Origin of the sequence: Paludisphaera mucosa (assembly GCF_029589435.1) — a bacterium.
GTDB classification, from domain to species: domain Bacteria; phylum Planctomycetota; class Planctomycetia; order Isosphaerales; family Isosphaeraceae; genus Paludisphaera; species Paludisphaera mucosa.
Map to the genome: position 1 here is coordinate 1,793,514 of NZ_JARRAG010000002.1, position 24,294 is coordinate 1,817,807.

General features: G+C 70.0%; 16 protein-coding genes. 13 read left to right on the forward strand and 3 right to left on the reverse strand.

Going from position 1 to position 24,294, the window contains the following annotated elements:
* Positions 1-79: 79 nt before the first annotated feature.
* Positions 80-1,498 carry an IS4 family transposase gene (locus PZE19_RS16650; RefSeq protein WP_277861759.1) on the reverse strand — a complete coding sequence of 473 codons (1,419 nt, stop codon included), beginning with the start codon at positions 1,496-1,498 and terminating at the stop codon, positions 80-82.
* 1,017 nt (positions 1,499-2,515) lie between these two features.
* On the opposite strand from PZE19_RS16650, the gene PZE19_RS16655 reads away from it, so the two are divergent.
* The 9 genes from PZE19_RS16655 (at position 2,516) to PZE19_RS16695 (ending at position 9,159) form a co-directional block, all read left to right on the forward strand.
* Positions 2,516-2,884 (forward strand): hypothetical protein, encoded by a 369-nt coding sequence (locus tag PZE19_RS16655; RefSeq protein WP_277861760.1) that lies wholly within the window; start codon positions 2,516-2,518, stop codon positions 2,882-2,884.
* Entirely contained in the window at positions 2,881-3,075 is a 195-nt protein-coding gene (locus tag PZE19_RS16660) for a DUF2997 domain-containing protein (RefSeq protein ID WP_277861761.1), read from the forward strand. Before PZE19_RS16655 ends, PZE19_RS16660 begins: the two co-directional genes overlap by 4 nt.
* A 55-nt stretch (positions 3,076-3,130) precedes the next feature.
* Positions 3,131-4,285, forward strand: coding sequence for a Ycf46 family AAA ATPase (locus tag PZE19_RS16665; protein ID WP_277861762.1), 1,155 nt, complete (start codon positions 3,131-3,133; stop codon positions 4,283-4,285).
* A 510-nt stretch (positions 4,286-4,795) separates the two neighbouring features.
* On the forward strand, positions 4,796-6,601 hold the full coding sequence (locus PZE19_RS16670; protein ID WP_277861763.1) for a reverse transcriptase domain-containing protein: 1,806 nt from the start codon (positions 4,796-4,798) through the stop codon (positions 6,599-6,601).
* A gap of 62 nt (positions 6,602-6,663) precedes the next feature.
* Complete coding sequence (locus tag PZE19_RS16675; protein ID WP_277861764.1) at positions 6,664-6,963, forward strand: hypothetical protein; 300 nt, start codon at positions 6,664-6,666, stop codon at positions 6,961-6,963.
* A gap of 143 nt (positions 6,964-7,106) precedes the next feature.
* Entirely contained in the window at positions 7,107-8,087 is a 981-nt protein-coding gene (locus PZE19_RS16680) for a hypothetical protein (protein ID WP_277861765.1), read from the forward strand.
* A complete protein-coding gene (locus PZE19_RS16685; protein ID WP_277861766.1) occupies positions 8,087-8,332 on the forward strand; it encodes a hypothetical protein in 246 nt (81 codons plus the stop codon). Before PZE19_RS16680 ends, PZE19_RS16685 begins: the two co-directional genes overlap by 1 nt.
* A gap of 132 nt (positions 8,333-8,464) precedes the next feature.
* Complete coding sequence (locus PZE19_RS16690) at positions 8,465-8,770, forward strand: hypothetical protein (RefSeq protein ID WP_277861767.1); 306 nt, start codon at positions 8,465-8,467, stop codon at positions 8,768-8,770.
* A gap of 218 nt (positions 8,771-8,988) precedes the next feature.
* Positions 8,989-9,159: a hypothetical protein gene (locus PZE19_RS16695; RefSeq protein WP_277861768.1), complete on the forward strand. Its 171-nt coding sequence runs from the start codon at positions 8,989-8,991 to the stop codon at positions 9,157-9,159.
* 404 nt (positions 9,160-9,563) lie between these two features.
* Here the strand turns inward: PZE19_RS16695 and PZE19_RS16700 are convergent, their stop codons facing one another.
* The gene (locus PZE19_RS16700) at positions 9,564-14,387 is read right to left on the reverse strand and encodes a diguanylate cyclase (protein WP_277861769.1); all 4,824 of its coding nucleotides are present in this window, start codon (positions 14,385-14,387) and stop codon (positions 9,564-9,566) included.
* Positions 14,388-15,151: 764 nt separating this feature from the next.
* Between PZE19_RS16700 and PZE19_RS16705 the strand changes: the two genes are divergently transcribed.
* Positions 15,152-17,602: an HD domain-containing phosphohydrolase gene (locus PZE19_RS16705; protein WP_277861770.1), complete on the forward strand. Its 2,451-nt coding sequence runs from the start codon at positions 15,152-15,154 to the stop codon at positions 17,600-17,602.
* Positions 17,603-17,880: 278 nt separating this feature from the next.
* Here the strand turns inward: PZE19_RS16705 and PZE19_RS16710 are convergent, their stop codons facing one another.
* Entirely contained in the window at positions 17,881-18,432 is a 552-nt protein-coding gene (locus PZE19_RS16710) for a transposase (protein ID WP_277861771.1), read from the reverse strand.
* A 258-nt stretch (positions 18,433-18,690) separates the two neighbouring features.
* Between PZE19_RS16710 and PZE19_RS16715 the strand changes: the two genes are divergently transcribed.
* From PZE19_RS16715 to PZE19_RS16725, 3 genes are all read left to right on the forward strand, one after another.
* Positions 18,691-20,073, forward strand: coding sequence for an amidohydrolase family protein (locus tag PZE19_RS16715; protein WP_277861772.1), 1,383 nt, complete (start codon positions 18,691-18,693; stop codon positions 20,071-20,073).
* An 802-nt stretch (positions 20,074-20,875) separates the two neighbouring features.
* Positions 20,876-22,654, forward strand: coding sequence for a PAS domain-containing sensor histidine kinase (locus PZE19_RS16720; RefSeq protein WP_277861773.1), 1,779 nt, complete (start codon positions 20,876-20,878; stop codon positions 22,652-22,654).
* A gap of 107 nt (positions 22,655-22,761) precedes the next feature.
* Positions 22,762-23,988 (forward strand): response regulator, encoded by a 1,227-nt coding sequence (locus PZE19_RS16725; protein WP_277861774.1) that lies wholly within the window; start codon positions 22,762-22,764, stop codon positions 23,986-23,988.
* Positions 23,989-24,294: the final 306 nt, after the last annotated feature.

Below are 24,294 nucleotides of genomic sequence, written 5' to 3' on the forward strand. Positions count from 1 at the left end.
GGCGCGCGGTGCCCCCAGCGGCAGCTCGGTCGCCACGGCTTGAAGCCAGCAGCGCTTCGGTCCGCCAGACGAATGGCACTTAGATTTTGCTAGCTCGTTTGAGCATATGGAGTTTGATCTCCCTTCGCGGCCGCTTCAATTCCTCATACCCTCTCGGCCCCTTCCTGGTCATGCGGGGCTCGAACCGGTCGGGCCGGTCGGCCACGCGATGCACGGCGATGGCCCCGAGCAGTTGCTCGTAGAGTTCCTCTTGGTCGTCCGCGCCGCAGTGCGCCCGGTAGGCGATCAGCGGCCGGAACGCTTCGAGGATCTGGAGCGCCGCTTTGAAGCTGATCGAGCGAGGTTCCACATTTTCGATGGTCGCCGCCTGGGCCATCACCGTGCGGATCAGGTTGTACGCCAGGACGTGGGCCCAGATCTCCTTGCGCACCAGCTCCGGCGTCTTGCACCGCAAAACATCCATCTGCAAGGTGATTTTGATCGAACGCAAATCCAACTCGTTGTTCCACCTGGCCCGGTAGAGCGAAGCCAGCTCCTCCGCACTCGCCAGCCCGGGGTCCAGGATGGTCGTCACGACGACGACCGACCGCGTCCGGAACCCGGGCTGCACTACGCGGAAGCGAACCTCGCGGACGGTGATCGCCTCGGGCAGCGCGTTGTACGTCGCCCGGTCCACCGAGCGGATCGACGACGGCTTCTTCCACACGACCACGTGATCGTCCTTGCCCAGGCGGGTCCCCTTGCGGAAGTCGGCCCGGCGGTGCGCCGACAGGCGGCTGACGGTGTCGACCCCGCGTTGCTTGAGCAGGTACATTCCGACCCAGCCCGACATCAGGCGGTCGCCCAGCAGCACGTCGCCGGGGCGGAGCACGTCCCACAGCTGGCGCAGCAGGCTGACCTCGCCCTGGCCCTTGCCGGCGTAGCGGCAGACGCCCAGGTCGAGGATCGCGCCGCAGGACAGCGAGATGATCGCCCCGATCCGGGCGGGGGCGAAGCTCGTCCCGGGCACTTGGTTGTAGGCCAGAGGGTATTCCCGGCGGTTCTCCGGGGTGTCGGGCATGGAGACCGTCGAGCCGTCGAACAGGCAGACGCGGCGGCCCTTCCAAAGCCACTGCGGGTCGACTCGCGCGTCCAGGTTCCGCCCCACGAGGCGGGCCACGGCGGCGAAGAACCGCTCGGGCAGGCGCTTCCGCGCCTGGCAATACGCCCCCGTCTCGGAGCTGCACGGCTCGAGCCCCTGTGAGACCCGGTGGGCGATCAGCCGCGCGACGGCGGCGCGGCAGGACTGGTCGGCGTTGAGCACCTGTCCGATGAACACCCAGAGGGTTACCAACGGGGCGTAGATGCGGTCATTCCAGGTCGCCTCGATCTCACGGAGGGCCTCCTCGAGGCCGCTGGCGGATAGGACGTCGGCGAAGGGGAGTCCGCCTTCCTGGACGAACTGTTGGCGGAGGAGGTCGATCTGATGCCGAAGACGTCCCTGCGCGTAGTTGAACATCAATCTGGCTCCGAGCCGGTGAGGGTTGTACGCCCTCATCAGAGCCAGAATGCCCGTGGCTTCCTATCCTGCGGCGGGGGAACCGTTTGTGAAAATCTAAGTGCCATTCGTGTGGTCGACCGAGGTTTCACTCGGGACGGGGAGCGTGGACCGACCTGGCCAATTCCATGCCTGCGGTTCTTTCGTAGAGGGGGAGGACCCGGTGGAGTTGGGCCTGTTGCGCCTCGTTCCTCATGGGGCTCGTGAGTGCAGGTCAGTCGAGCCGGGCGGAGCCCAGGCCGTCTAGGTGCGTGGCCTTACTGTCGTCCGGTCATGCCGCTCCGCGCATCTGCCAGTTGGGAACTTCCGGTAGCTCGCCGGATCCTTGGCGACCGCCCGCTTCGTTCGGCAGAACCAGCCAGTCTACCGCTGAATGGGGGGCGGCCGAGGGCCCTGCGGTTCTCGTGGTCGCCCATGTTCGATGATCGTTCGCTTGCGGCGAGGCGGACTGGATCGCCGAATCTATACCGGGGAGGCCTCGTTGGTGGCCTTATGGGGGTTTTGAGGGTGGTCGACCCGGCCGCCGGCCCCTCGAATTGCCAGATCGACAACCCGGGGACGAGTGCCACGACCCCCACGCCGACACCTTCTCGGCCGCGGCGGGACCAGGGCACGGGAGGCCGGCCCTCCGGGTCTTCCTTGATAGGAGCGTGCTCCACCCTCAGCGCTCGCCCCGGCCTCGGGGTCCATAGTCCGCACGGAGCTTTCTCCCCGCCACCGACGAACCGCACGCCACGCAGGAGGCGGATACGTCAAGGCCGGGGACCTGCATAACCTTCAAAAGCCTCGCGGACCTCGCCCCCTCCCGAGCGTCCGAGGGGGGCGAGCGGCGTCTCGCGGCGGACCGGGCGTCGGCCGGCCTCGTCTGCTTAATTCCCGCGGATATCGCGTCATAGACGCATGTCGAAGCTCCTAGCCCTCGCCCTCTGGGCGAGCCGATCCGGCGTCTTGCTCCACTGACTTCGAGAGGAAAAACTTGTGAGCCATATCGTGACGATCATGACCCAGCTGCTCGACCCGGCGGCGGTCGCGGCCGCCTGCCGGCGGCTCGGCCTGCCCGAGCCGGTGCAGGGCGTCGCCAAGCTCTACTCCGGCGAGGCCGCAGGTCTGCTGGTCCGGCTGCCCGGCTGGGTCTATCCGGTGGTGGTCGACGCGGCCGCCGGCCGGGTCCGCTACGACAACTTCGACGGGGCGTGGGGGGCGCCCGAGCACCTCCACCGCCTGGCCCAGGCGTACGCGGTGGAGAAGGCCAAGATCGAGGCGAGGAAGCGAGGCTGCTCGGTCGTCGAGCATGCGCTGGCCGACGGCTCGATCAAGCTGACCATCAGCGTCGGGGGTGCGTCATGAGCAAGACCATCGAGATCGTCGTCGACCCCAGGGGCGGGGCGACGGTGCGGACGTCGGGCTTCGCCCGGTCGGCGTGCCGCGAGGCGAGCCGGTTCGTGGAGGAGGCCCTGGGCCTCAGGACGGCCGAGACGCTCACGGCCGAGTTCCACCAGGGCCTGCAGGCCGCCCCGCGGCTCGAGCAGTCCAACTGACTCCGCCCTTCACACCTCTCCACCCCACTTCCCCTTCACCAACGAGGAGCATCCGATGACGCTCGCCGAGCGCCTCGCGGAGCACGTGCGCGCCTGCTTCACCGGCCTGTGGATCCGGTCGGCCGAGCACCAGGACGCCCTGGCCGAGATCGCCGCCCTCTGCCGCTCCGAGGGCTGGTCGCTCGCCGCCTGGGACGTCGACGGCGGGCTGCGGGCCCTCGCCGGCGCGGCCGCCTCCGGCGTCGACGCCGCCGACCCGCTGGCGGCGGTCCGGTCGCTGGACGCCATGGCCTCGCCCGACGGCGCGGCGCTGCTGGTGCTGGTCAACTTCCACCGATTCCTCGCGAGCCCCGAGGTCGTCCAGGCGCTGGACTCGCGAATCCACTCCGGCAAGCAGGCCCGGACCTTCGTGGTCGTGCTGTCGCCGGTCGTGCAGGTCCCGGTCGAGCTGGAGACGCAACTCGTCGTGATCGAGCACGACCTGCCGGGCCGCGGCCAGATCGAGGCGATCGCCCGCTCGATCGCCTCCGAGCCGGGCGAGATGCCCGAGGGCGACGAATTGGGCCGGGTCCTGGACGCCGCCGCCGGGCTGACGCGGTTCGAAGCCGAGGGGGCGGTCAGCCTCTCGCTCGTGCGCCACGGCCGGGTCGCGGCCGGGCCGCTCTGGGAGCTGAAGTCGGGCATGCTCAAGAAGAGCGGCCTGCTCACGCTGCACCGCGGCGGCGGGACGTTCGCCGAGCTGGGCGGCCTCGGGGCCCTCAAGGCGTTCTGCACGAAGGCCCTTCGGCCGGGCCGCGAGGCCGGCGTCCGCGCCCGCGGGATCCTCTTGCTGGGCGTGCCGGGGACGGGCAAGTCGCAGTTCGCGAAGGCGCTGGGCGCCGAGACGGGCCGGCCCACGCTCGCGCTCGACGTCGGGGCGCTGCTCGGCTCGCTCGTCGGCGAGACCGAGCGGAACGTCCGCCAGGCCCTGCGGATCGCCGACGCGATGGCGCCCTGCATCTTGTTTTGCGACGAGGTCGAGAAGGCCCTCGGCGGCGCGGCCTCGGGCTCCCACGGGGACTCGGGCGTAGGCTCGCGGCTCTTCGGCTCGCTGCTGACGTGGCTGTCCGATCATATGTCGGACGTCTTCTTCGTCGGCACCTGCAACGACGTCTCGAAGCTGCCGCCGGAGTTCGGTCGGGCCGAGAGGTGTGCGCCGTTTTACGGTTGATCTCGATTGAGTCTCAGACTCCCGGGGTGTGGACAATCCCCCCGGAGGGCACCGGGCTAGGCGATCCCCGAAAGGGGTGACCTGAACATAGCATTCCCGGAAAGTAGGCGGGGGTCGGCAGTCAGCGAAGACCCCGCGCCGCGAGCCCTGCAAGGAGTGGACAAGGCTGTGCCTGCTTGAACCCGGAGAACCCATGAGTCTGGCGCCTCACCAACCTACGCTGTCTATCGGTTGGGATGCATCGCCGATCCCCGATTTGAAGCTTTTATCGGGGGAAGGTCCACCGGCGGTGAAAGGGTCTCAACGAGAGACCTGAAGGGTTCGAAACGGGGTCCTGATCCCTTGCTCGACACGTCGGATCAACCGGAATACGGGATCGCCTAAAGGGCGCGAGCCCCATGGCGACGGAGCCCCCATAGTAGCCAAACGCCCGGGGTAACGCCCGGGACACGACGAAGGGGGGCAGGTGTTGGGAGGACCGGAGATCAACCTCGATTAGGAGTGCTGCGAATGCAGTCGATCCATAAGTTGATCGAAGTCCTCTCGGACCGAGGACGACGGGAGCTCTGTCTGGAGCGGGTGTACCGACACCTCAGCCGTGAAGACCTCCTGATCGAGGCGTACGCCAAGATCGGGAAGAATGATGGTGCCCTGACCCGAGGGGTCGACGGCGAGACCGTCGACGGGATGAGCCTGGAGAAGGTCCAAACGATCAGCCAGCTCCTGCGGGACGGTGATTGGATCTGGAAGCCCGTCCGGCGCATCCACATTCCCAAGAAGGACGGCAAGACGCGTCCCCTGGGGATACCCACCTGGTCGGACAAACTGGTCCAGCAGGTGATCAAGTTCATCCTGGAGGCTTACTACGAGCCGCAGTTCAGCCCTTTCAGCTTCGGCTTCCGAAGCGGACTCGGCTGCCATCACGCCCTCAAGGAGATCGTGGACCGTTGGCGAGGAGTCAAGTGGTTCATCGAGGGCGACATCTCGAAGTGCTTCGACGGCATCGACCATCAGGTCCTGCTCTCGATGCTGACCGAGAAGATCCACGACGACAGGTTCATCAAGCTTGTGCGGACGATGCTTGAGGCCGGATATCTGGAGGATTGGCGTTACGGCGAGACCCTCAGCGGCACGCCGCAGGGGGGGATCGCCTCACCCGTCCTCGCCAATATCTACCTCGACGCACTCGACAAGTTCGTCGAGACCACCCTGCTCCCACGGTACAACCGGGGGAGCAAGCATCGGGTCAACGAAGAATGGCAACGGTTGAACAACATGATCAACCACCACCGCTCCACGTTGACGGCCGAGGAGTATCTCGGCCTGGTGAAGGAACGGAGGAGGCACCCGTCGAGGGACCCTCGCGACCCGAACTTCCGGCGCCTGCACTACGTCCGGTACGCCGATGACTTCCTGCTGGGGTTCGCCGGGCCGAAAGTGGAAGCCGATGAGATCAAGGCTCAAATCCGGGGCTTCCTCACCGAGAGGCTGAGGCTCTCGCTCTCGGAGGAGAAGACCTTGATCACGCACGCGACCACGGAAAAGGCCCGGTTCCTCGGCTATGAACTCCGCTCGATGCGCTCCGACACCAAGGTCAGCCCGTCGAAAGGCGGCGGATTGAGGCGGAGCGTCAACGGGCTGATCGGGCTGTACGTCCCCAAGGACGCGATCGAATCGCGCTGCAAGGCGTACATGGCGGACGGGCGACCGACCCAGAAGACGAACCTGCTCCACGCGAGCGATTACCAGATCGTCACGCGCTACCAGGGCGTATTCCGGGGGCTGGTCAACTACTACGCCATGGCACACAACGCCTCGAAGCGGTTGGACCGGCTTCGATGGGTGCTCGAGACTTCGCTCGTGCACACCCTCGCGGGTAAACATCGTTGTTCCGCGGCCTCACTCTGGCGCAAGCACAAGGTGAAGGTCCCGACCGAGCACGGCCACGTGAACGCCTTTCGGATGCTCTTCCCGAGGGACGGGAAACCGCCCCTCATCGCACAATTCGGGGGCCTATCGCTCCGGCGACGCGAGTTCGCGACCGCCGAGGACTTTGGGATGGGGATGGTCTTCGCCAAGTCGACCGACCTCATCCAGCGGATCGCCGCCCGGGAGTGCCAGGTATGCGGTGCGACCGGGGTTCCGATCCAGGTCCACCACATCAAGAGACTCGCCGACCTGAAAAAGGGAGGCAGGCGGAGGATCGCTCGGTGGAAGGAAGTCATGATCGGGCTGAGACGAAAGACCATCGCGGTCTGCGTCACGTGTCATGGGGCCATCCACTCAGGACGATATGACGGCCCCGCTCTGTCTTGACACTGGAGAGCCGGATGCAGCGATAAGTTGCAAGTCCGGTTCGGAGGGGGGCGGTTGGAAAAGTGGCCGCGAGGCCAACTCGCTGGCCGCCTACCCCACTCGACGCGGTCTACTTCATCGACCTGCCCGACTCCCGCGAGCGGGAGCTGATCTGGCGGATGCACTCCGAGCGGTTCGGACTCGATCCCGCCCAGCGTCGGCCCAGCGACGCCGACTGGACGGGCGCCGAGATCCGGGCGTGCTGCAGGCTCGCGGCCCTGCTCGACGTCCCGCTGGTCGAGGCGGCTCTCAACGTCTTGCCCGTGGCCGTGACGGCCGGCGAGTCGGTCGAGCGGCTGCGGTCGTGGGCCTCGGGCCGCTGACTGGCCGCCGACCGGCCCGGCGTCTACACGCGCGGCGGCTCGCCGCTCGACGGGCCCCGCCGCGAGGTCCGCCGGGGCGCGCCGTCGGACAACTGATCGGCGCCTTTGCATTCCTCCATTCCTTCTTCCTCACCGGAGCCACGATGACCACCTTGCTCGACCGCATCGACGGGCCGCCCGCCGGCCCTCCTGACGACTTCGCCGACCCGGCCCGACGGCTGCGCGCCGAGACGGCCGCCGCCCGCGTCGCGTTCACCTGGCTGGGGACCCGCAAGGCCCTCACCGCCCCGCAGCGCGACCGGGCCGCCGAGGCCTTCGACGCCGAGGGCTCCTGCCTCAGCGCCGGCAAGCGGCTGCTCGACGTCGGCCACCCGGCCTTCCGCGCCGTCACCGCCGTCCGGGGCCGGATCCGGTCGTACTGGCGCGAGTCCTCGCTGCCCTTCCCCGAGCCCGGCGTGCGCCTCATCCGTAAAAACCAGGTCGACGACTTCGCCCGCCGGATCGTCGACTTCCAGCGGGAGCTGGACGACGCGGTCGCCGAGCTCGACCGCCGCTACGGTGACCTGCGGGGGGCCGCCGCCGATCGCCTGGGGAGCCTGTACGACCCGGCCGACTACCCGTCGACGCTCGTCGGCCTGTTCGCGGTCTCGTGCGACTTCCCGTCGGTCGAGCCGCCAAAGTATCTGTCGCGGCTCAGCCCGGCCCTGTTCGAGCGCGAGCGGGCGCGGATGGAGTCGCGGTTCGAGGAGGCGGTCGAGCTGGCCGAGCGGGCGTTCGCCGAGGAGTTCGCCCGCCTGGTCGAGCGACTCGCCGAGCGGCTCGACGGCGTCGGCGACGACGGCCGGCCCAAGGTCTTCCGCGACTCGGCGGTCGACAACTTGTGCGGGTTCTTCGACCGCTTCAAGGCCCTGAACGTCCGCGGCGACGCCCAGCTCGACGAGCTGGTCGAGCGGGCGCGGGACGCGGTCCGGGGCGTGGCGGCCCGGGACCTGCGCGAGGGCCCGGACCTGCGGGCCCGCGTCGCCCGACAGCTGTCCCAGGTCCAGTCAGCCCTGGACGGCATGCTCGTGGATCGCCCCCGCCGCCGCATCCTCCGCCAGGCGGCCGCCCCGGGAGGCGCCTGATGCAGCTGGTCGTCGACCCCCGCGGCGTCGTGCGGGCCGTGTACTCCGAGACGATCGACCTGGCCTCCCTGGGCCGCCCCGCCATCCTTCGCGCCAGCCGCGTCGAGCCCGACGCCGAGGGCCGCTGGACGGCCGACCTCGCCCCCGTCGGCGGCCCCGCGCTCGGCCCGTTCGCCCGCCGCGGCGAGGCCCTGGAGGCCGAGGCGGCCTGGCTTGAGGTGCACCGCCTCGCGCCGTGTCCTTAGTCCCCGCCCTCGACACGCCGCGCGAACTCGGCGCGGACCGTTACAACGCCCGCCCCCGTCGCCCTGAGCGGCTACGAGGCCGCCGGGCGTGCCGGACGGCCCCGGCCGCCCCACGCCCGAGAGGAGCATCCCGTGACCCCGTCCCGGCTCGAACGATCCGTCGCCCGCCGCACCGGCGATCCGCTGTCCGTGATCCGCCGCCTCGGCTTCCAGGCCCGCCCCGGCCGTCGCGACGAGCTGGAGGCCGAGAACCTCCACCTGGCCGTCCGCTGCCCGTTTTGCGGCGCCGACGTCCCCCTGCCGTCCGCCCCCTGCGGCCCGCCCGCCCTGGCCGGCTGCGGCCGCTGCGACGTCGAGTTCGAATACGCGGCCGCCGAACTCTTCGCCGCGGGACCCGGACTCGGAACCCGGCCGCACCGCCGCGTCCACTCGGCATAGACGATCGCGGACGGCGCCTGCGGCGCGTCGTCGTGCCGCATCGATATCGAACCGACCCGAATTATGGAGCCGCCCTTGATCGTCGTCATCCGTCTGCGGGCCGTTTACCGCAGGCGCCACCCCTGCGTCGAGCGCGGGGGGCCTCCGCCTCCCATCGTCTTTCAGGCCCGCCCTCTCGCAGAGACGCGAGCTAGATCCAATCCCGGAGGTGTCCGCCCTTGAACGCCAGGAACAAGCTGAACGTCGCCTACACCAACGGCTGCCTGCTCATGGCCGCGATCGCGGGCGGGGCGACCGGGAGCTGGGCCGTCTTCCTGCTGGCCGCCGCGGCCCTCGCGTCCGCCTGCGTCGCCAACGGGCAGATTCGGCATCGACCCACGCGCCGGTGAGGCCAGGTGCTCATCCCCGGCCACGGCTTCGGCCGTGGCCGGGGACGCCGACCTCCTTTTAGCCGTCGACGCCGCTCGATCGCATTCCACGGCCGGCAGGGGTTGGAGTCCGTCGTGCCGATGACGGTCCTGGGGGCACGCGGCCCGTACGGCCCCTTGCATTTTCGCCCCGATGGCACCGGCCTGAAAGCACGGCGGGTCGCGACGGGCCCGGCGATCGCCTGGAAGTCCACGGTCGGCTTCGTCCATCGCATCGATCTCGGCCGGCCGACGCTCCGCGCCTCGCCCCTCGCGCGATGGAGGCCCTGGATCGAGCAGGGTGTAAGGCCGGGGCGGCTGCACCGTCGGTCGGCGCGTCGGGCTCGACGGCCCGAGGAGCCCGGTGCGGGGGCCGCCCGGCGCGCCTACGGGCCGGGGCGAGCTCCGCGGCCCGGGGCGCAGGCCACCTGGTTGCGGCCACGGCCCTTGGCCTCGTAGAGAGCGAGGTCGGCGCGCCCCAGGCAGTCCTCGACGAACTCCCCGTCCGAGGGTGCGCCCGCGGCGACCCCGACGCTCGCCGTCACGATCCCGAGGCTCGCCGTCTCGTGGCGGATGTTTAAGGCGAGCACCGCGGCGCAGGCGCGACCGGCCACGTCGGCCGCCGTCTCGAGGGAGGCCCCCGGGAGGATGACCGCGAACTCCTCGCCGCCGTAACGCGCCACGAGGTCGACTCCCTGCCGGACGCTCCCACGCAGCGCCGACGCGATGCTCCTGAGGCACTCGTCGCCCGCGAGGTGGCCGTAGCGGTCGTTGTAGAGCTTGAACCGGTCGACGTCGACCATCGCCATCGCGATCGGGCGCCCGGTCCGCACGGCCCGCAGCCACTCCGCTCCGAGAGCCTCGTCGAAGCGGCGGCGGTTGGCGAGCCCCGTGAGCGGGTCGGTGACGCTCAAGGCCTCCAACCGCCGGTTCGCCGCCGCCAGCTCCTCGGTCCGCGCGGCCACCCGACGCTCGAGCGAGGCGTAGAGCGACGCATTGTCCAGCGAGATGGCGAGCTGGCCGCCCAGCAGGGCGACCGCGCCGATCCGCTCCGCCGAGAAGACGCCGCGGCTGTGCCGGTTCTCCAGGATCAGCACGGCGCGGAGGACGCCCCTGTCCAGGATCGGCGCGACCAGCAGCGAGCAGTGCTCGAGGCCGGCGAGGTAGGGGTCCTGCGCGAAGCGGTCGTCGCGACGCGCGTCCTCCACGAGGAGCGGCTCGCGGGTTCGTTCGGCATAGAGGAAGGCCGACAGGGGCATCAGGCCTCGCCGGCCGGCTTCCTCGACGGCGACCGGCGCGTCGGACCGCGCCGACGTCGCGGAGAGCCGCCAGCCTGGCGAGGCCCCGTCGCGGATCACGAGCAGCACCCTGGTCGCCCCCGTCATCGCGCCGAGCACGTCGCCGATGCGGGCTTCCAGACGCTCGAGGTCGGTCTCCGAGCTCAAGGCCTGGGACGCCCGCAGCACGGCCACCACGTCGATCGCCGAGGAGGTGAGGCCGCTGCTGCTCGGCGACGGCCTGGCGGCGACGGCGGCCCGCACGAAGGGATGATCGCGCTCGAGCTCCCGCACCTTGGCGGCCGCCCCCCAAGCCTCGTAGTGGCCCCGGGCCCGGGAGAGCAGCTCGCGGCCGGAGCGATGCAGCCCGTGCGCCAGGTGGAACCGCGCAGCCCGCTCGGCGATCAGGGCCCGGTGCCAGGGGCGTCGTCGCGCCTCGGCCTCGCGGAGGGCGGAGTCGAACGCGGTCGCCGCCCCCCACGAGTCGCCCACCGCCCACGCCCGCTCGGCCTCGACCAGCCCCCTCAAATGGGCGAAGTTCTCCGGCGCGTCCTGAGCCCGCAGGGAGATCCACGACAGGCCGGCGTCCAGCTCCAGGAGCGCCGCCCCACGCTCGAGCGGCGGCCCCGAGCGGACGCACTCCGCCAGGGCGAGCGAGCGCAGGAGGTGCGCCAGGGCCGTCGGGTAGAACCCCTGGATGTACGGGAGCAGGGGCATCGCGGCGGCCGAGTGGCGGAGCAGCGCCGGCGCGTCGTCGTGGACGGCCGCCGCCAGCGCGCGATGGATGTGATAGTAGGCGGCCGCCATCGGATTGTCGCCCCGGCCCGCCAGGAAGGCGTCGGCGTCGAAGTCGGCGTCCTCGAAGCCCCCGAGAGAGTCCGTCTCTCCGCGCAGGGCCCGCAGGAGCTGGCGGTAGACGAGGTAGGCGCCGTGTGCGTGCTCGTTGCCGGCCCGGAGCGCGAAGGCCAAGGCCTTGGCGACCTCGGCCTCGCAACCTTCGAGCGTGGGATCCAGCTCGAGCCGGGCCGCGAGGTCGACGTAGTGGGTGAAGCAGGCGAACTGCAGGTCGCCGCCCCGGATCAGCCCCTCGTACGCGAGTTCCGAGTGGCGGAGGCCGTTCTCGAGCGGCTCGAACCAGTGCAGGGCGAAGAGGGCGAAGCAGTGGCGGACCAGCGAGGCCTCCGGCTCATACCCGCGGGCCTCGGCCACCGCGAGGGCGAACCGGGCCGCCTCGTAGCCGGTCCGGTAGTCCTGCCGCGACGGGATCGTGACCAGCGCCGTCGAGCCGAGGCAGGCCGCCAGCGGGGCGCAGGGGCCGTGCTCGATCCACAGGCCGTGGCATGCGAAGAACAGCTCGGCGAAGAGGGTCGGGTCGCTGAAGAAGGCCGGCGGCAGGAGCCGGTTCAGTATCAGGGCGGCACCCAGGACCCTCGGGTCGGCCGGCTCCGGTCGCAGCGCCTCGTCGCGCCGGGCCGCGTCGTCGATCCAACGTTTCAGCTCGTCGAGCCTTTCGTCCATGCGCGAGCCCGACGCCCGGACGGCCGTCGGCATTCCGAGCCGCCGCACGAACCGGAGCCCGAGCTCCAGGGCCTCGCGCTGCTTCCCCCGGGTGGACAGGCAGTCGATCTGGACGTGGACCGACCCGACGATCTCCAGCGGGTCTCGACTACGCCGCTCGATCGCGTCATAGACGCGGTCGGCCTCCTCGTGACGGCCGAGGGCGTACAGGACGGCGTGCAGCTCGACCTCGACGGCCGCCCCCAGGGGGTCGTCCGGCGAGCCCTCGCCGGTCGAGGCCGTCGCCGCGACGAGATAGCGCTCCGCCGTCGCGTCGTCCGCCGACCGGCGTGCGAGCGATGCGGCCTCGAGGAAGAGCCCGGCCGCCGCGCGTCGCTCCGCCGGGTCCGTCGTCGGCCCGACCGCGTGGAGGTACTGTCCCGCCGCCTCGGCGCGCCGGCCCGGCAGGGCCGCCAGCCGACGGGCGAGCACGAGGTGCAGGCCCGCCCGGGCGTCCGGGTCCAGCAGGCCGCCGTAGGCGGCCTGCTGGACCCGGTCGTGTCGGAAGCGGTACGTCGACTCGCGCCCTGCGACCTCCGGACCCGACTGGACTCCTACCAGCAAGCCGTCGTCGAGGGCGGGCCGGAGCCGCTCCGCCAACGAAGCCGGGGAGGGCCCGCCGACGGCCTTCAGCAAGGAAGCTTCCACCTCGCCCCCGAGGCAGGCCATGATCCCCAGCAGGTCCCGGGACGCTCCGGGCAGCCTGGCGATGCGGGCGGCCAGCAGGTCCGCCACCTCGCCGCGGCCCACGAAGCGGCGAATCGTCGCCGGGTCCCAACTCCAGCCCGCCGGCCCCAGGGCGAGGGCCCCGTCCTGCCTGAGGGCGTCGACGAGCTCGACGGAATCGTAGGGGTTGCCCCCGGTGCGCCCGCCGATCAAGGCCGCCAGCCGATCCGCCCGCGGGCGGCCCAGGTGGAGCATCTCGCCGAGTAAGGAGCCGAGCTCGCCGGTCGGCAGGCCGAGGAGGCGGATCCGCGCGGGGGCCATGTCGAGTCGGACCAGTCGCGACAGCATCAAGGAGAGGGGGTGGACTTCCTCCACCTCCGCATCGCGATAGGCGCCGACCAGCAACAGCCCGGGCAGCCCGCGGTCGGTCAGCAACGCGTCGAGGAACCCCATCGAGGAAGGCCCCGCCCACTGGAGGTCGTCGAGCACCAGGACCAGCGGCCGGGCCGGCGAGGCGACGGCCCGCAGCAGCTCCACCACCGTCAGGCGGAGGCGGGCCGCGGCCTCGACGGGGTCCACGGTCGTCGCCGGCGGCGTCGGGCCCAGCAGCACCGCGAACTCGGGGACCAGGTCCGCGATCAGGCCGGCGTTAGGCCCCAGGGCGCGACGGAGGGCTTCCCGCTGGGGGACGAGGTCCGACTCCGGCTCGGCGAGGAGCAGGCGGCCCAGCGCCCCCAGCGCCTGGACGAGGGCCCCGGGGCTCGAATCGAGGCGATATTGGTCGTACTTCCCCGCCGCGAACCAGCCCCGCCGGCCGGTCACCATCGGCCTCAGCTCGTCGACGACCGCCGTCTTGCCGACGCCGGGCGCGCCCAGGACGAAGACGCCGCGGCCTCGGCCCTCGATCGCCTCCCCGAGGGCCGTCCGCAACGCGGCGACGGGCGCGTCGCGGCCGAACAGCCGCGAGGGGGGCGTGAGCCGCGACGGGAAGTCGCGCCCGCCCAGCTGGAAGGGCGTGCGATCCCCCCTCGCCTCCGCCTCGATCAGCCGGGACAGGTCGTGGGCCAGCCCTTCCGCGCTCTGATAGCGGTGGTCCGGCTCTTTCTCGAGCAGGCGCATGACGATCGCCGAGAAGGTCGGCGAGATCTCCAGGCGTCGCTCCGCCGGCGGGGTCGGGATCCGCGCCAGGTGGTCGTGGACCAGCGTGAGCGGGTCGTCGTCGTCGAAAGGGGGCCGGCCGACGGCCAGCTCGTAGAGCGTGGCGCCGAGGGAGTAGAGGTCGGCCCTCCTGTCCAACGGGCGGCCCGTCCGGCCGGTCTGCTCCGGGGCGATGTAGGCGAGGGTCCCGACGATCTCGCGATGGTGGCCGAACCCCGGCCTCTCCTCGACGCTGGTGGTGGCGAGCTCGAAGTCGATCAGGACCGGCTCGCCGTCCGCCCCCGGGGTGATGAGGATGTTGCTCGGGTTCACGTCCTTGTGGACCACGCCGCGGCGGTGGACCGCGGCCAGGATCTCCGCCAGCCGGAAGGCGATCCGCAGCAGCCCGGGACCGGCCATCGGACCGCGACGCGGCGCATCGGAGAGCGACGTCCCGCCGACGTCGACCATGGCGATCGCGTGGGGGATCTCGACGGAAACGGCCAGCCGCGGCACCCCTTCGACGCCGGTCAGTCGATCGAGGATTTCCACTTCGTGGGAGCGTCTCGCCATCGAACGCGGGCCCAGCGGCCGCTTGCAGATCAGGCTCGCCCCCCCGGCCGTCGGCCTCAGGCGGGCGACGCGGGTGCGGTCGCTCTCGTAGAGGATTTCGACCTCGATGTAGTCTCCTTCGATCGACCTCGACGGGGCCGCCCCGGGGCCGGCGGCGGGCGCCTCGCCGGGCGGCTTCTCGGCAGGTCGATCGGTGCGGAGCCTGGACGCACCGGCTTGGACGCGCCCCGGGACCGAGAAGCCGCCCGTCTCCGAAGGCGCGACCCGAAAGCCGCCGCCCGGATCCGATCTCCCGCGAGGACCGAGCCCAGGTACGTCGGGACGCCCCCTCGGCCGAGGAGGCGCATCGGTCCTCGGCGACGTGTCGGCCGGAGGCGCTGCAGGGTCGTTGATGCTCATATCCCATCCATCCCGTAGGAAAAGCCGCCTCGTCCACCCTGGAGGTCGGAACTCGAACGACCACGCCTCGTGAAAACTCTAGGTCCGGCCCGACGGATAATCGTCGGCGATCGCGGCGCCTCCCAGCTCCTCGCCGTCGACTTCGGCTCCCTGTTGATGCGAGAGGGCGCGCGGCCGCCGGCGATGACCTAGTGTTGATGAGGGAAGCAAGGATGTTCGCTTGGAACGCCCCTTTCGCCACCGACGGCCGCCCCGGGGCCGTGGAGCCAGGCCGCGGGAAGAGCCCAGTCGCGAAGGAGCGATCCAAGCCGATGAACGTCCACCGTCGATCGAAGGATGCTCTTCGGCGGGGCCTCGGAGAGGGCGTGCGCGACGCAGTCCTCCCGATTCGGCCTCCGCCGGCCGAGGAGGGACGCCGGCCTTCGAGCGTCGCGGGGCCGATTCGAGGGCTTCCCCCTGCCGAGCCGACGGGCGCCGAACTCGCGAGCCGCTACGAGACGGCCATCCGGGCCACCGGCCAGGTCTTCTACTTCTGGGACGCGGAGATCGATCGGATCCTGAAGCTCGGCCCGAACTGCGAGGAGGTGCTCGGCTACCGCACCGACGAATTGGTCGGGGGCCTCGGGTGCTGGGTCGGGCTGATCCATCCCGACGACCGGGCCGGGTTCATGGCCCGGGCCTTGTCGATCCCGACGACCGGCAAGCCCTACCGCCATCAATACCGGATGCTCCATAAGGACGGTCGCCGACTCGTCGTCCGGGACGAGGGCCGATGCATCAAGGATGGATCCGGGAAGGTCACGCAGCTCGTCGGCTTCGTCACCGACATCACCGATCAGGTCCGGACCGAGGAGCTCTGGCGCGAGCGAGAGTCCACCCTGCTCAATTTCTTCGACGGCGCGCCGGCGTGCCTGTTCGTGACCGAGCTGCTCGACGACGACGTCAGGATCCTCTCGGCCAATCCGGCGGCGATCGTCCTCATGGGACGCCCCGAGGCGGAGATCCTCGACCACACCATGGGCCAGCTGGGCTACCCGCGGGCGGAGATCGACCTCTGGATCGGTCGGTATCGCGAATGCCTGGAAACCGGCCGGCCGGCGACCTACGAGCTCGCCCACGAGGCCCCGTCGGGCCCGAGATCCTTCAGCGCCACGCTCGCCCCGATCGCCGGCCTTCCGTCGGGGCGACCTCGGTTCGGCTTCATCGGCGAGGACGTCACCGCCCGCAAGCGGGTCGAGGAGGAGCTTCGAGCCGCCGCCCGCGAGCGCCAGCAGATGATGGACGCGATCCCCGACATCCTCTACGTCCTCGACCGCGACGGCCGACTCGCGAGCTGGAACCTCAGCCTGGAACGCGCCACCGGATGGACGCCGGAAGAGCTCCGGGGTCGACCGGCCGCCGACTTCTTCCGGCATGACGTCGGCGCGAGGATCGCCGAGGGGATCGCGCTCGAGGGGTTGCAGGGCCGAGCGGCGGTCGATGCGACGCTGGTCGGTCGGAATGAGGCGACGGCCCCCTATCATTTCGTCAGCGCCCCGCTGCGGGACGACGCGGGTCGCGTGGTCGGGCTGGCCGGCGTCGGCCGAGACATCAGGGAGCGGCTGGCGCTGGAAGCGGCCCTGCGCGAGCAGGCCGAGGCCGTCGACACGATCAATCGGTTGGGCCTCGCCCTGTTGGGAGAATACGATCCGGCGAGGCTCGCAGGGTCGATCTGCGACGCGGCGATCCTGCTTTCCGGGGCCCGATCAGGCTCCTTCGTCCCGTTGTTCGACGACGGGAACGATGCCGATCCGACCGCCTTATGGCCGCCCTTCCACAGCGAAAATGCGCCCCCCCAGGCCCGCCGGCGTCCCGGGCCGTTGCACCCTGCGATGTGCGGGCCGGAGCCCATCCGCGTGGACGACGTCGACGCCGACGCGCGATTCCGCGACCTGGCCGCGGGGCTCGATTTCCTCGGCGGCCCGCCGCCCGCCAGCCTCCTGGTGGTCCCGGTCAAGGCCCGCAGCGGCGCGGTCCTCGGGGAGATCGTCCTGGCCCACGACCTCCCCTCGGCGTTCGGCGAGCGGGCCGAACGCCTGGTCTGCGGCCTGGCCGCCCAGGCCGCGGTCGCCCTGGACAACGCCCGCCTGGTGGAGAGCCTGCAGCGGAGTCGCGACTGGGCGGAGTCGGCTTACGACCAGACGATCGTGGGATGGGCGCTCGCCCTGGACCTGCGCGACCACGAGACCGAAGGACACAGCCGTCGCGTCACCGAGCTGACCGTCCGACTGGCCCGGGCCCTCGGGATGTCGGACGAGGAGCTGGTCCACGTCCGCCGCGGGGCGCTGCTGCACGACATCGGCAAGATGGGCGTCCCCGACCGGATCCTCCTGAAGCCCGTCCCCCTGGACGAGGCCGAGTGGGAGATCATGAAGCGTCACCCGACCTACGCCTACGAGATGCTCCGGCCGATCGCGTTCCTGGGGCGGGCGCTCGACATCCCGTACGGCCACCACGAGCGTTGGGACGGCGCCGGTTACCCGCGGGGGCTCCGGGAGCTTCAGATCCCCCTGGCGGCGCGGATCTTCGCCGCCGTGGACGTCTACGACGCCCTGACCCACGATCGTCCCTATCGAGAGGCCTGGCCGCCAGACCGCGCCCTCGGACACATCCGATCGCTCGCGGGGACGCACCTGGATCCCCAGGTCGTGGCGGCCTTCCCGCGCGTCGTCGGCGGGCGCGTCGACCCAGGCGAGCCGTCCGGGCGGGCCTCCGGGGACTCTCGCCCCCATAGTCGCTTCCAAACGTACCCGGCGGCGCCGGCGTCACGGGCTTGAGTCCGATTCGAGTCCAATCCTGACGCGACCTCGGCGGCGACGATCGGCCCGTCGACCCCGACCCGGATCGCGGGCCTGTCGTCGCGAGGCGCTGGGACGAGCGGGAGGAGATCCTCCCGAAGCCCGCCGACCGAGCCTGCACGCGATGTCGGTGAGGCGCCTCAGTACCGTCGATTCTTCACGCCGGCTCATTCTCCACACGATCTCACATCCCGTCGGGACGCCCTGAAAGAGTTCCTGGGCGTGCTGAATTCGAACTGGGAGTGGAGCTTCCTGTACTACGGCGTGTTGACGGATTGGGCGAGCTTCCGGACGTGGATGAAGCCGAAAACGAGCCGGGCGACGCCGAGGTAGACGTCCTTCAGCCTCTCATACCTCGTGGCGAAGCGGCGGAACTGCTTCGCCTTCGAGAAGGCCCGCCCGACTCGGTTGCGCTGCTTGTAGATCTCGCGCATCTCGTCGTCCCAGGGCCAGGGCTCCTTGCGGTTGCTCCGGTTCGGGACCACCGGCAGGGCGTCGAGGTCGTCCAGGATCACGTCGCTGACCGCGTCGGAGTCGGACCCCTTGTCGCCCAGGACCTCGCGGACGACGCCGACCGCGTCGCGGGCCCCGATCAGGACGGCCTCCGCCAGCGGGGCGTCGTTCCTCTGGCCCTCGGCGACGTCGAGGGCCACGACGCCGTCCTCGTCGCGGTTGACGGCGATCACCTTCGAGAAGCCGCCCCGCGACCGACCCGGGGCCCGGGGCCCGCGTCGCGGCGGCCCCTCTTCGCGCCGCGCCCCGGCGGCGCGCCGAGGGCCCGGACGACCGTCGAGTCGATCATCAGGCACCGGGCTTGGGGCGTCTCGCGGAGCCGACGCCCGGATGCATCGCCCATGGATCCTCCTCGGACGCCCGGACTCATTCGAGCGCCCGTGCTACAGTGGCGCCTCTGGAAATCCGACCGGTCGTCGCCCCGATCCCGAGGCCGCGACGACGAGGACGGGCGACGACTCGCCTGCGTAACGCCGACGTCGCTCCCGCCCCCGTGGGTCATCTCGGCGGCGATCCGCTCCTCGAGGCCGTGTCATCCGCAAGGGAATCGTCCGATGAAACAGCTGATCGCCTTCGTCGCACTCGGGCTCGCACTCGTCGGGCGGACATGGGCCGCGGAGGGCCCGGGGCCGGTCGTCGTCCGAGACTGCTCGGTCCTGGACGTCGCCAAGGGCATGATGCTCCCGCGGCGCACCGTGGTGCTCGCCGGCGGACTGATCCGAGCGATCGGCACGCCCGAGGCGCCGGTCGAGGAGCCGGCGGGGGCTTCGACGATCGAGGCCCGGGGGAAGTACCTGATCCCCGGCCTCATCGACGCCCACGTCCACCTGGTGCAGGTCCTGGCCTCGGCCCACGTCACGGGCGACGAGGTCCTGCCGCTGTTCCTGGCCGCGGGCGTGACGTCCGTCCGCGACGTCGGCGACGAGGTCGTGCCCGAGACCCTGGTCGCCCGGTTCGCGGCCGCGCATCCCGAGAGCTGCCCCCGCGTCTTCACCTGCAGCCCCCTGATCGACAAGGACCCTCCGTTCCACGACTACGAGTCGCCCGCGATGATCTTCGGCCGGGCCTTGACCGACCCCGCGAAGGTGCCCGGGTTCGTCGAGGACGTGGCGGCGTGGGGCGTGACGTCGCTCAAGATCTACGTCGGGACGCCGAGGCCGATCGGCCGCCTCGTGATCGCCGAGGGCCACAGGCGCGGCCTGAAGGTCATCGGCCACCTGGGCGCGTATTCGGCGCAGGACGCCGTCGCCGACGGGATCGACGGGCTCGAACACATCTGGGGGGTCTGGGACTTCATCATCCCGCCCGAGGAGCGGAGCCGGCCGGACTCCCGCTCGACCCTCGACCTCCACAACCCGACGGCGAAGGCGCTGATCGCGGAGCTGGCCCGGCGCGGGACGACGGTCGACCCGACGCTCGTCGTGTTCCGCAACATGCTCCTGCTCAACGACCGCCCGGAGGTCCGCGACCACCCCGACAACGCAGTCGCGCCGGCGCGACTGCTCCGGTTCTGGGAGGAGGACGTGAAGCGGATCGGCCTCCGCCCCGAGACGCTCCTCGCACGCCGCGGGGAGTTCGCGAAGTACCGGGAGCTGACCGGCGTCCTGCATCGCGCCGGGGTCACGCTCCTGGCGGGGACCGACGCCCCCGAGCCGTACTGCCCGCCGGGCCGGTCGCTCCATCAGGAGCTGGAGCTGCTCGTCGAGTCGGGCCTCCCGCCCGCCGCGGCGATCCGCTGCGCCACGCTGAACAACGCCGAGGCGCTGGGCCAGGCCCATCGACTCGGCTCCGTCGAGCCGGGCAAGGCCGCCGACCTGATCCTCCTGGACGCGGATCCGCTCGACCGGATCGCGAACACGCGGGCGATCGCGAAGGTCTTCCACGGCGGCGTCGCCGTCGATCGGGCCGCGATCCTGAAGCTCGTGCCGAAGGAGTGAGGCGGACGGGGCGATCTGAAGGGCGCGACGAGTCGCGCGAGTCCGGGTTGGTCCAAAGGGTCGACTCCCCTTGCCGAGGCGTGAACCTCCGGCGGACGGCCCGCGTGGATCGCCTCGGCATTCGATACCTTCAGAGGCCGGCGAGCCCTCGTCGCGGGCCCACGGAGGCGGGCCTGGGGCCGGCCCAGACGAGATCCCGAGACCCGCAGATTGGCTTTCTCCGTCGAAGCCCGAGATCGACGATGATGCGTTTCGGGTGAGCGAGCCTCCGAGGCGGACGGCCGGACTGCGAGATCAGCCCTCGTCGCAGGCCAGCCGTTCGGGCCTTCATTCAACGGTTATCGTATCGGGTGACATTCGTGCGGCTCGCTTGACAATTAGGCTTAATTCCACCAGAGTGCACGAACGTCAAGGTTGTTCCTTGGGCGAGGAAGCCCCCTGGTAGAGGAACTCTCGTTTGGAAGGGAACGCGGATTTCCACGGAGCTCGTCCATGGCGACCAATTGAGCGCGCAGGCGGAGAATCGCTGGGCGCAGCCGCCGGCAACGAGCTAGGGGAGCTGGTGGACGGAGAGGGTGCAGAGCCGGTTCCTGCCAGGAGCCGGCTGACGGAGCTTGTAGGCGTCCCGGATACGGCGTTGATGGTCAAGGGCTTGAAGAAGTCGCCTGATGAATAATCAGCGTCGTGCCCGGCTCGGCGAGAACGCCGGAGGTCAAGGAGTGAATCTACGGGCAAGAGTCGGCAGGCCGGCTGCAGGGGCCTGATCGCGGCACCTAGAGTCCGATGTGTGAAGGATGGAGGGATGGGCGCACCTTTTCATGACGACGACGTCGCAGGAGCTGAGTCGCTCTTGCGGGCTATGAGCGAGATAGGGCCGCCGATCATCGACGTGCGTGAGGCGTTGACCGCGTCGCTCCTGAGCGGCGTCGCCGGCGAGCCGATGGCTAGGCTCACGCCGCGGAACGCCGAACTCCGCTATCGGACGCTGGTCGAGCAAATCCCGGCCGTGACTTTCATGGCATCGCTCGACGGCAGCGACAACGAACTCTACGTAAGCCCACAGATCGAGTCGATGCTGGGTTTCACGCAGCAGGAATGGCTTGCGAATCCGGTCCTCTGGTACCAGCAACTCCATCCAGACGATCGCGACCGATGGCAGGAGGGCTTCGCGCTCACTTGTTCCACGGGCCAGCCGTTCCGCGCGGAATATCGCTTCCTCTCGCGGACAGGCGCCATCGTATGGGTGGCGGGCGAGGCCAGGGTGGTGCGAGACGAGGAGGGACGGCCGCTCTTCCTTCACGGTATCGCCTTCGACATCACCACGCATAAGAAGGCCGAGGCAACGCTGGTCCAGTCGCATGAGGCGCTGGAAGAGAGCGTCCGCGAGCGGACGGCTCAATTGGTGCGGATCAACGACTCGCTCCGGGCCGAGATGGCCGAGCGTGCGCGTGCCGAGGCTCAAGTCAGGGAGCAAGCGACCCTGATCGACGAGGCGTCCGACGCCATCTTGGTCCACGACCTAGAGGGCCGGATCCTCTTCTGGAATCGCGGGGCCGAGGTCTTGTTCCTGCGACCACGAGCGGAGGCCGTCGGGCGAGACTTTCGCGAAGTCCTCTTTCCGAACGTCGAGGCGGGTGTCGACGAGGCGGCGCGATCGGTGGCCGATCACGGCGAGTGGGCCGGCGAGCTCTCCGTCACGGATCGAGTCGGCCGACGATTGATCATCGCCAGTCGCTGGACCATGGTCCGCGACGATCGGGGGGCGCCCAAGTCGGTCCTGATCATCAGCACGGACGTCACCGAGCAGAAGGAGCTCCAGGCGCGCCTCCTCCGCTCGCAGCGGATGGAGAGCATCGGAACCCTCGCTGGGGGGATCGCCCACGACCTGAACAATCTTCTGACACCCCTCCTGATCGCGGTGGACCTGCTCAGGTTGCCCCTGGCCGACGATCGTCGCGATGCGGTGCTCGAAATGCTTCGGTCGAACGTCGAACGAGGCGCCGACCTGGTGAGGCAGGTGCTCACCTTCGCCCGCGGCGTGGAAGGGGAGCGGGTCCCGGTCTCGATCGGCGACCTGATCCGCGACCTCGGCAGGCTGCTCAATTCGACGGTCCCGAAGTCGATAGTCGTGGTCGTCTCGATGCCCGAAGAACCCTGGATCGTGCTGGGCGACGCGACCAAGATCCATCAAGTATTAATGAACCTCTGCGTGAACGCTTCGGACGCGATGGCCGATGGAGGGATTCTCGCGATCGATGCGGAGAACGTGGTCCTGGCCCCCGGGTCTCCGACCAGCCGGACCGACGTCCGTCTCGGCCCTCACGTGGTCGTGCGGGTCGCTGACGACGGATCAGGTATCCCGCCCGAGATACTCGAGAAGATCTTCGACCCGTTTTTCACCACCAAAGAAGTCGGAAAGGGAACAGGCCTGGGGCTCTCCACGTCGGCCGGCATCGTCAAGGCTTTGGGAGGGTTCATGGAGGTCCGTTCCGAAGTCGGCAAGGGGACTCAGTTCACGATCTATCTACCGACCTGCGGGGCTCAGGTATCGCCGCTCGCGGAGTCGACGACGCCATCGTGACCTAGGATTAAGGTTGGAGGGGGCGCATCTCTCGCCCATCACCGGGCGACGCCGCCTGGTTCCCTTCGGCCAAAGTAACCGCCACCGCGAAGCAGCGAGGTTCTGACATGGATTCCGCCTCCGAGGGACCGCCCCGAACGCGCTGCTCTCCACCCGAGGATTGGACCGATGCGCGTGTCCTCATCACCGACGATGAGCCTAACGTCCGGACGGCGTGTCGATTCCTCCTGGAGGCCGACGGGATCGCCTGCGACGAGGCCGTAGACGGGTTGCAGGCCTTGAAGGCCGCCACGACCTGTTCCTACGACGCGGTGATCCTCGACGTCGACATGCCGCGATTGAAGGGGCCGGAGGTCTGCCGCCGTCTGCGCGTCGCCGATCCGTCGTCCCATTTGAAGATCATCATGGTGTCCGGTCGTGCGACGCCCGACGAGATGGCCCTGATGCTCTCCGCCGGCGCCGACGATTACCTCGGCAAGCCGTTCACCGCGATCCAACTTCAGCAGCGGGTGAAGGCCGCCCTGCGTCGCAAGGGACAGCAGGATTGCGCCGATCGCCTTAATTCCGAACTCCAATTGGTCAATCGCGGCCTCGAGCAGGCGGCGGGGGGTCGCGCGAGGAATCTGAACGTCGACGAGGCCCGCGAAACGCTGGTCCGAGGGCTGGCAAAGCTGGCCGAATGTCGCGACCTCGAAACGGGCTCTCACCTCCTCCGCCTACGCCACTACAGCGTCTGCCTGGCCGAAGAACTGGCCGAGACGCCGGGGGTCGGCGACGGCCCGATCGACCAGGCCTTCATCGACCTCCTGGGATGCTGCGCCCCGTTGCACGACATCGGAAAGGTCGGGCTTCCCGACCACATCCTGCGGAATCCGGGCCGGCTCGACCAGGACGAACGGCGCGTTATGGAAACCCACACGCTCATCGGATACGAGGCCCTGAAAAGCTTGCTCGACCGAAGCGGGTTCGCGGTGGATCTCTTGGCGATGGGGATGGACATCGCCCGGCACCATCACGAACGGTTCGACGGCAGCGGGTATCCCGACCGTTTAGCGGCGGGGCAGATCCCGTTGGCCGCACGCGTCGTCGCGATTTGCGACGTGTACGACGCCCTCCGTTCGCGACGGGTGTACAAGGCCGCGATGCCGCACGACGAGGTGGTCCGGGCCATGTCCAACCCGGCCGACGGCAGCTTCGACCCCCACCTCCTCCGCCTCTTCCTGCGCAGCTCCCATCGCTTCGAACGGATCTTCGCCGACTTCGAGAACGACGCAGATTGCTCCGCTGGGGATCTCGGTCGTGGGGGCGGCGATCAGCGAATCGGGGCGGCTTGAGCCGCCGCGAATTCACTATTATAGAATCCACACGTCGGCATAATTAGACATTGCACCAGGGCCGCCCGGCCATGCTTCGGCTTGAGCAGCGATCCGGGCGCGCGCCCTATGGAACTTGCGATCGTCGATGGTCGGGGCCGCCGCCTCGGCGATGGGGGGACTCGACCGCCTCGACGATCGACCGGGCGTCGTATCCCTCGCCGTGGGACGCCGGCAGCCGTCGATCAGCGCGTCGGCCCGGAGGGCCGCCGTCGGCTGGGCGTTGATGAGGGTGAGATCGATGGCCGGCCGCACCGGATCCTCGTA

Coding starts and splice junctions, on each gene's coding strand:
- PZE19_RS16650 (WP_277861759.1), bottom strand. CDS start 1,498: ATGTTCAACTACGCGCAGGGACGTCTTCGGCATCAGATCGACCTCCTC.
- PZE19_RS16660 (WP_277861761.1), top strand. CDS start 2,881: ATGAGCAAGACCATCGAGATCGTCGTCGACCCCAGGGGCGGGGCGACG.
- PZE19_RS16665 (WP_277861762.1), top strand. CDS start 3,131: ATGACGCTCGCCGAGCGCCTCGCGGAGCACGTGCGCGCCTGCTTCACC.
- PZE19_RS16670 (WP_277861763.1), top strand. CDS start 4,796: ATGCAGTCGATCCATAAGTTGATCGAAGTCCTCTCGGACCGAGGACGA.
- PZE19_RS16680 (WP_277861765.1), top strand. CDS start 7,107: ATGACCACCTTGCTCGACCGCATCGACGGGCCGCCCGCCGGCCCTCCT.
- PZE19_RS16685 (WP_277861766.1), top strand. CDS start 8,087: ATGCAGCTGGTCGTCGACCCCCGCGGCGTCGTGCGGGCCGTGTACTCC.
- PZE19_RS16700 (WP_277861769.1), bottom strand. CDS start 14,387: ATGGCGAGACGCTCCCACGAAGTGGAAATCCTCGATCGACTGACCGGC.
- PZE19_RS16715 (WP_277861772.1), top strand. CDS start 18,691: ATGAAACAGCTGATCGCCTTCGTCGCACTCGGGCTCGCACTCGTCGGG.
- PZE19_RS16720 (WP_277861773.1), top strand. CDS start 20,876: ATGGGCGCACCTTTTCATGACGACGACGTCGCAGGAGCTGAGTCGCTC.
- PZE19_RS16725 (WP_277861774.1), top strand. CDS start 22,762: ATGGATTCCGCCTCCGAGGGACCGCCCCGAACGCGCTGCTCTCCACCC.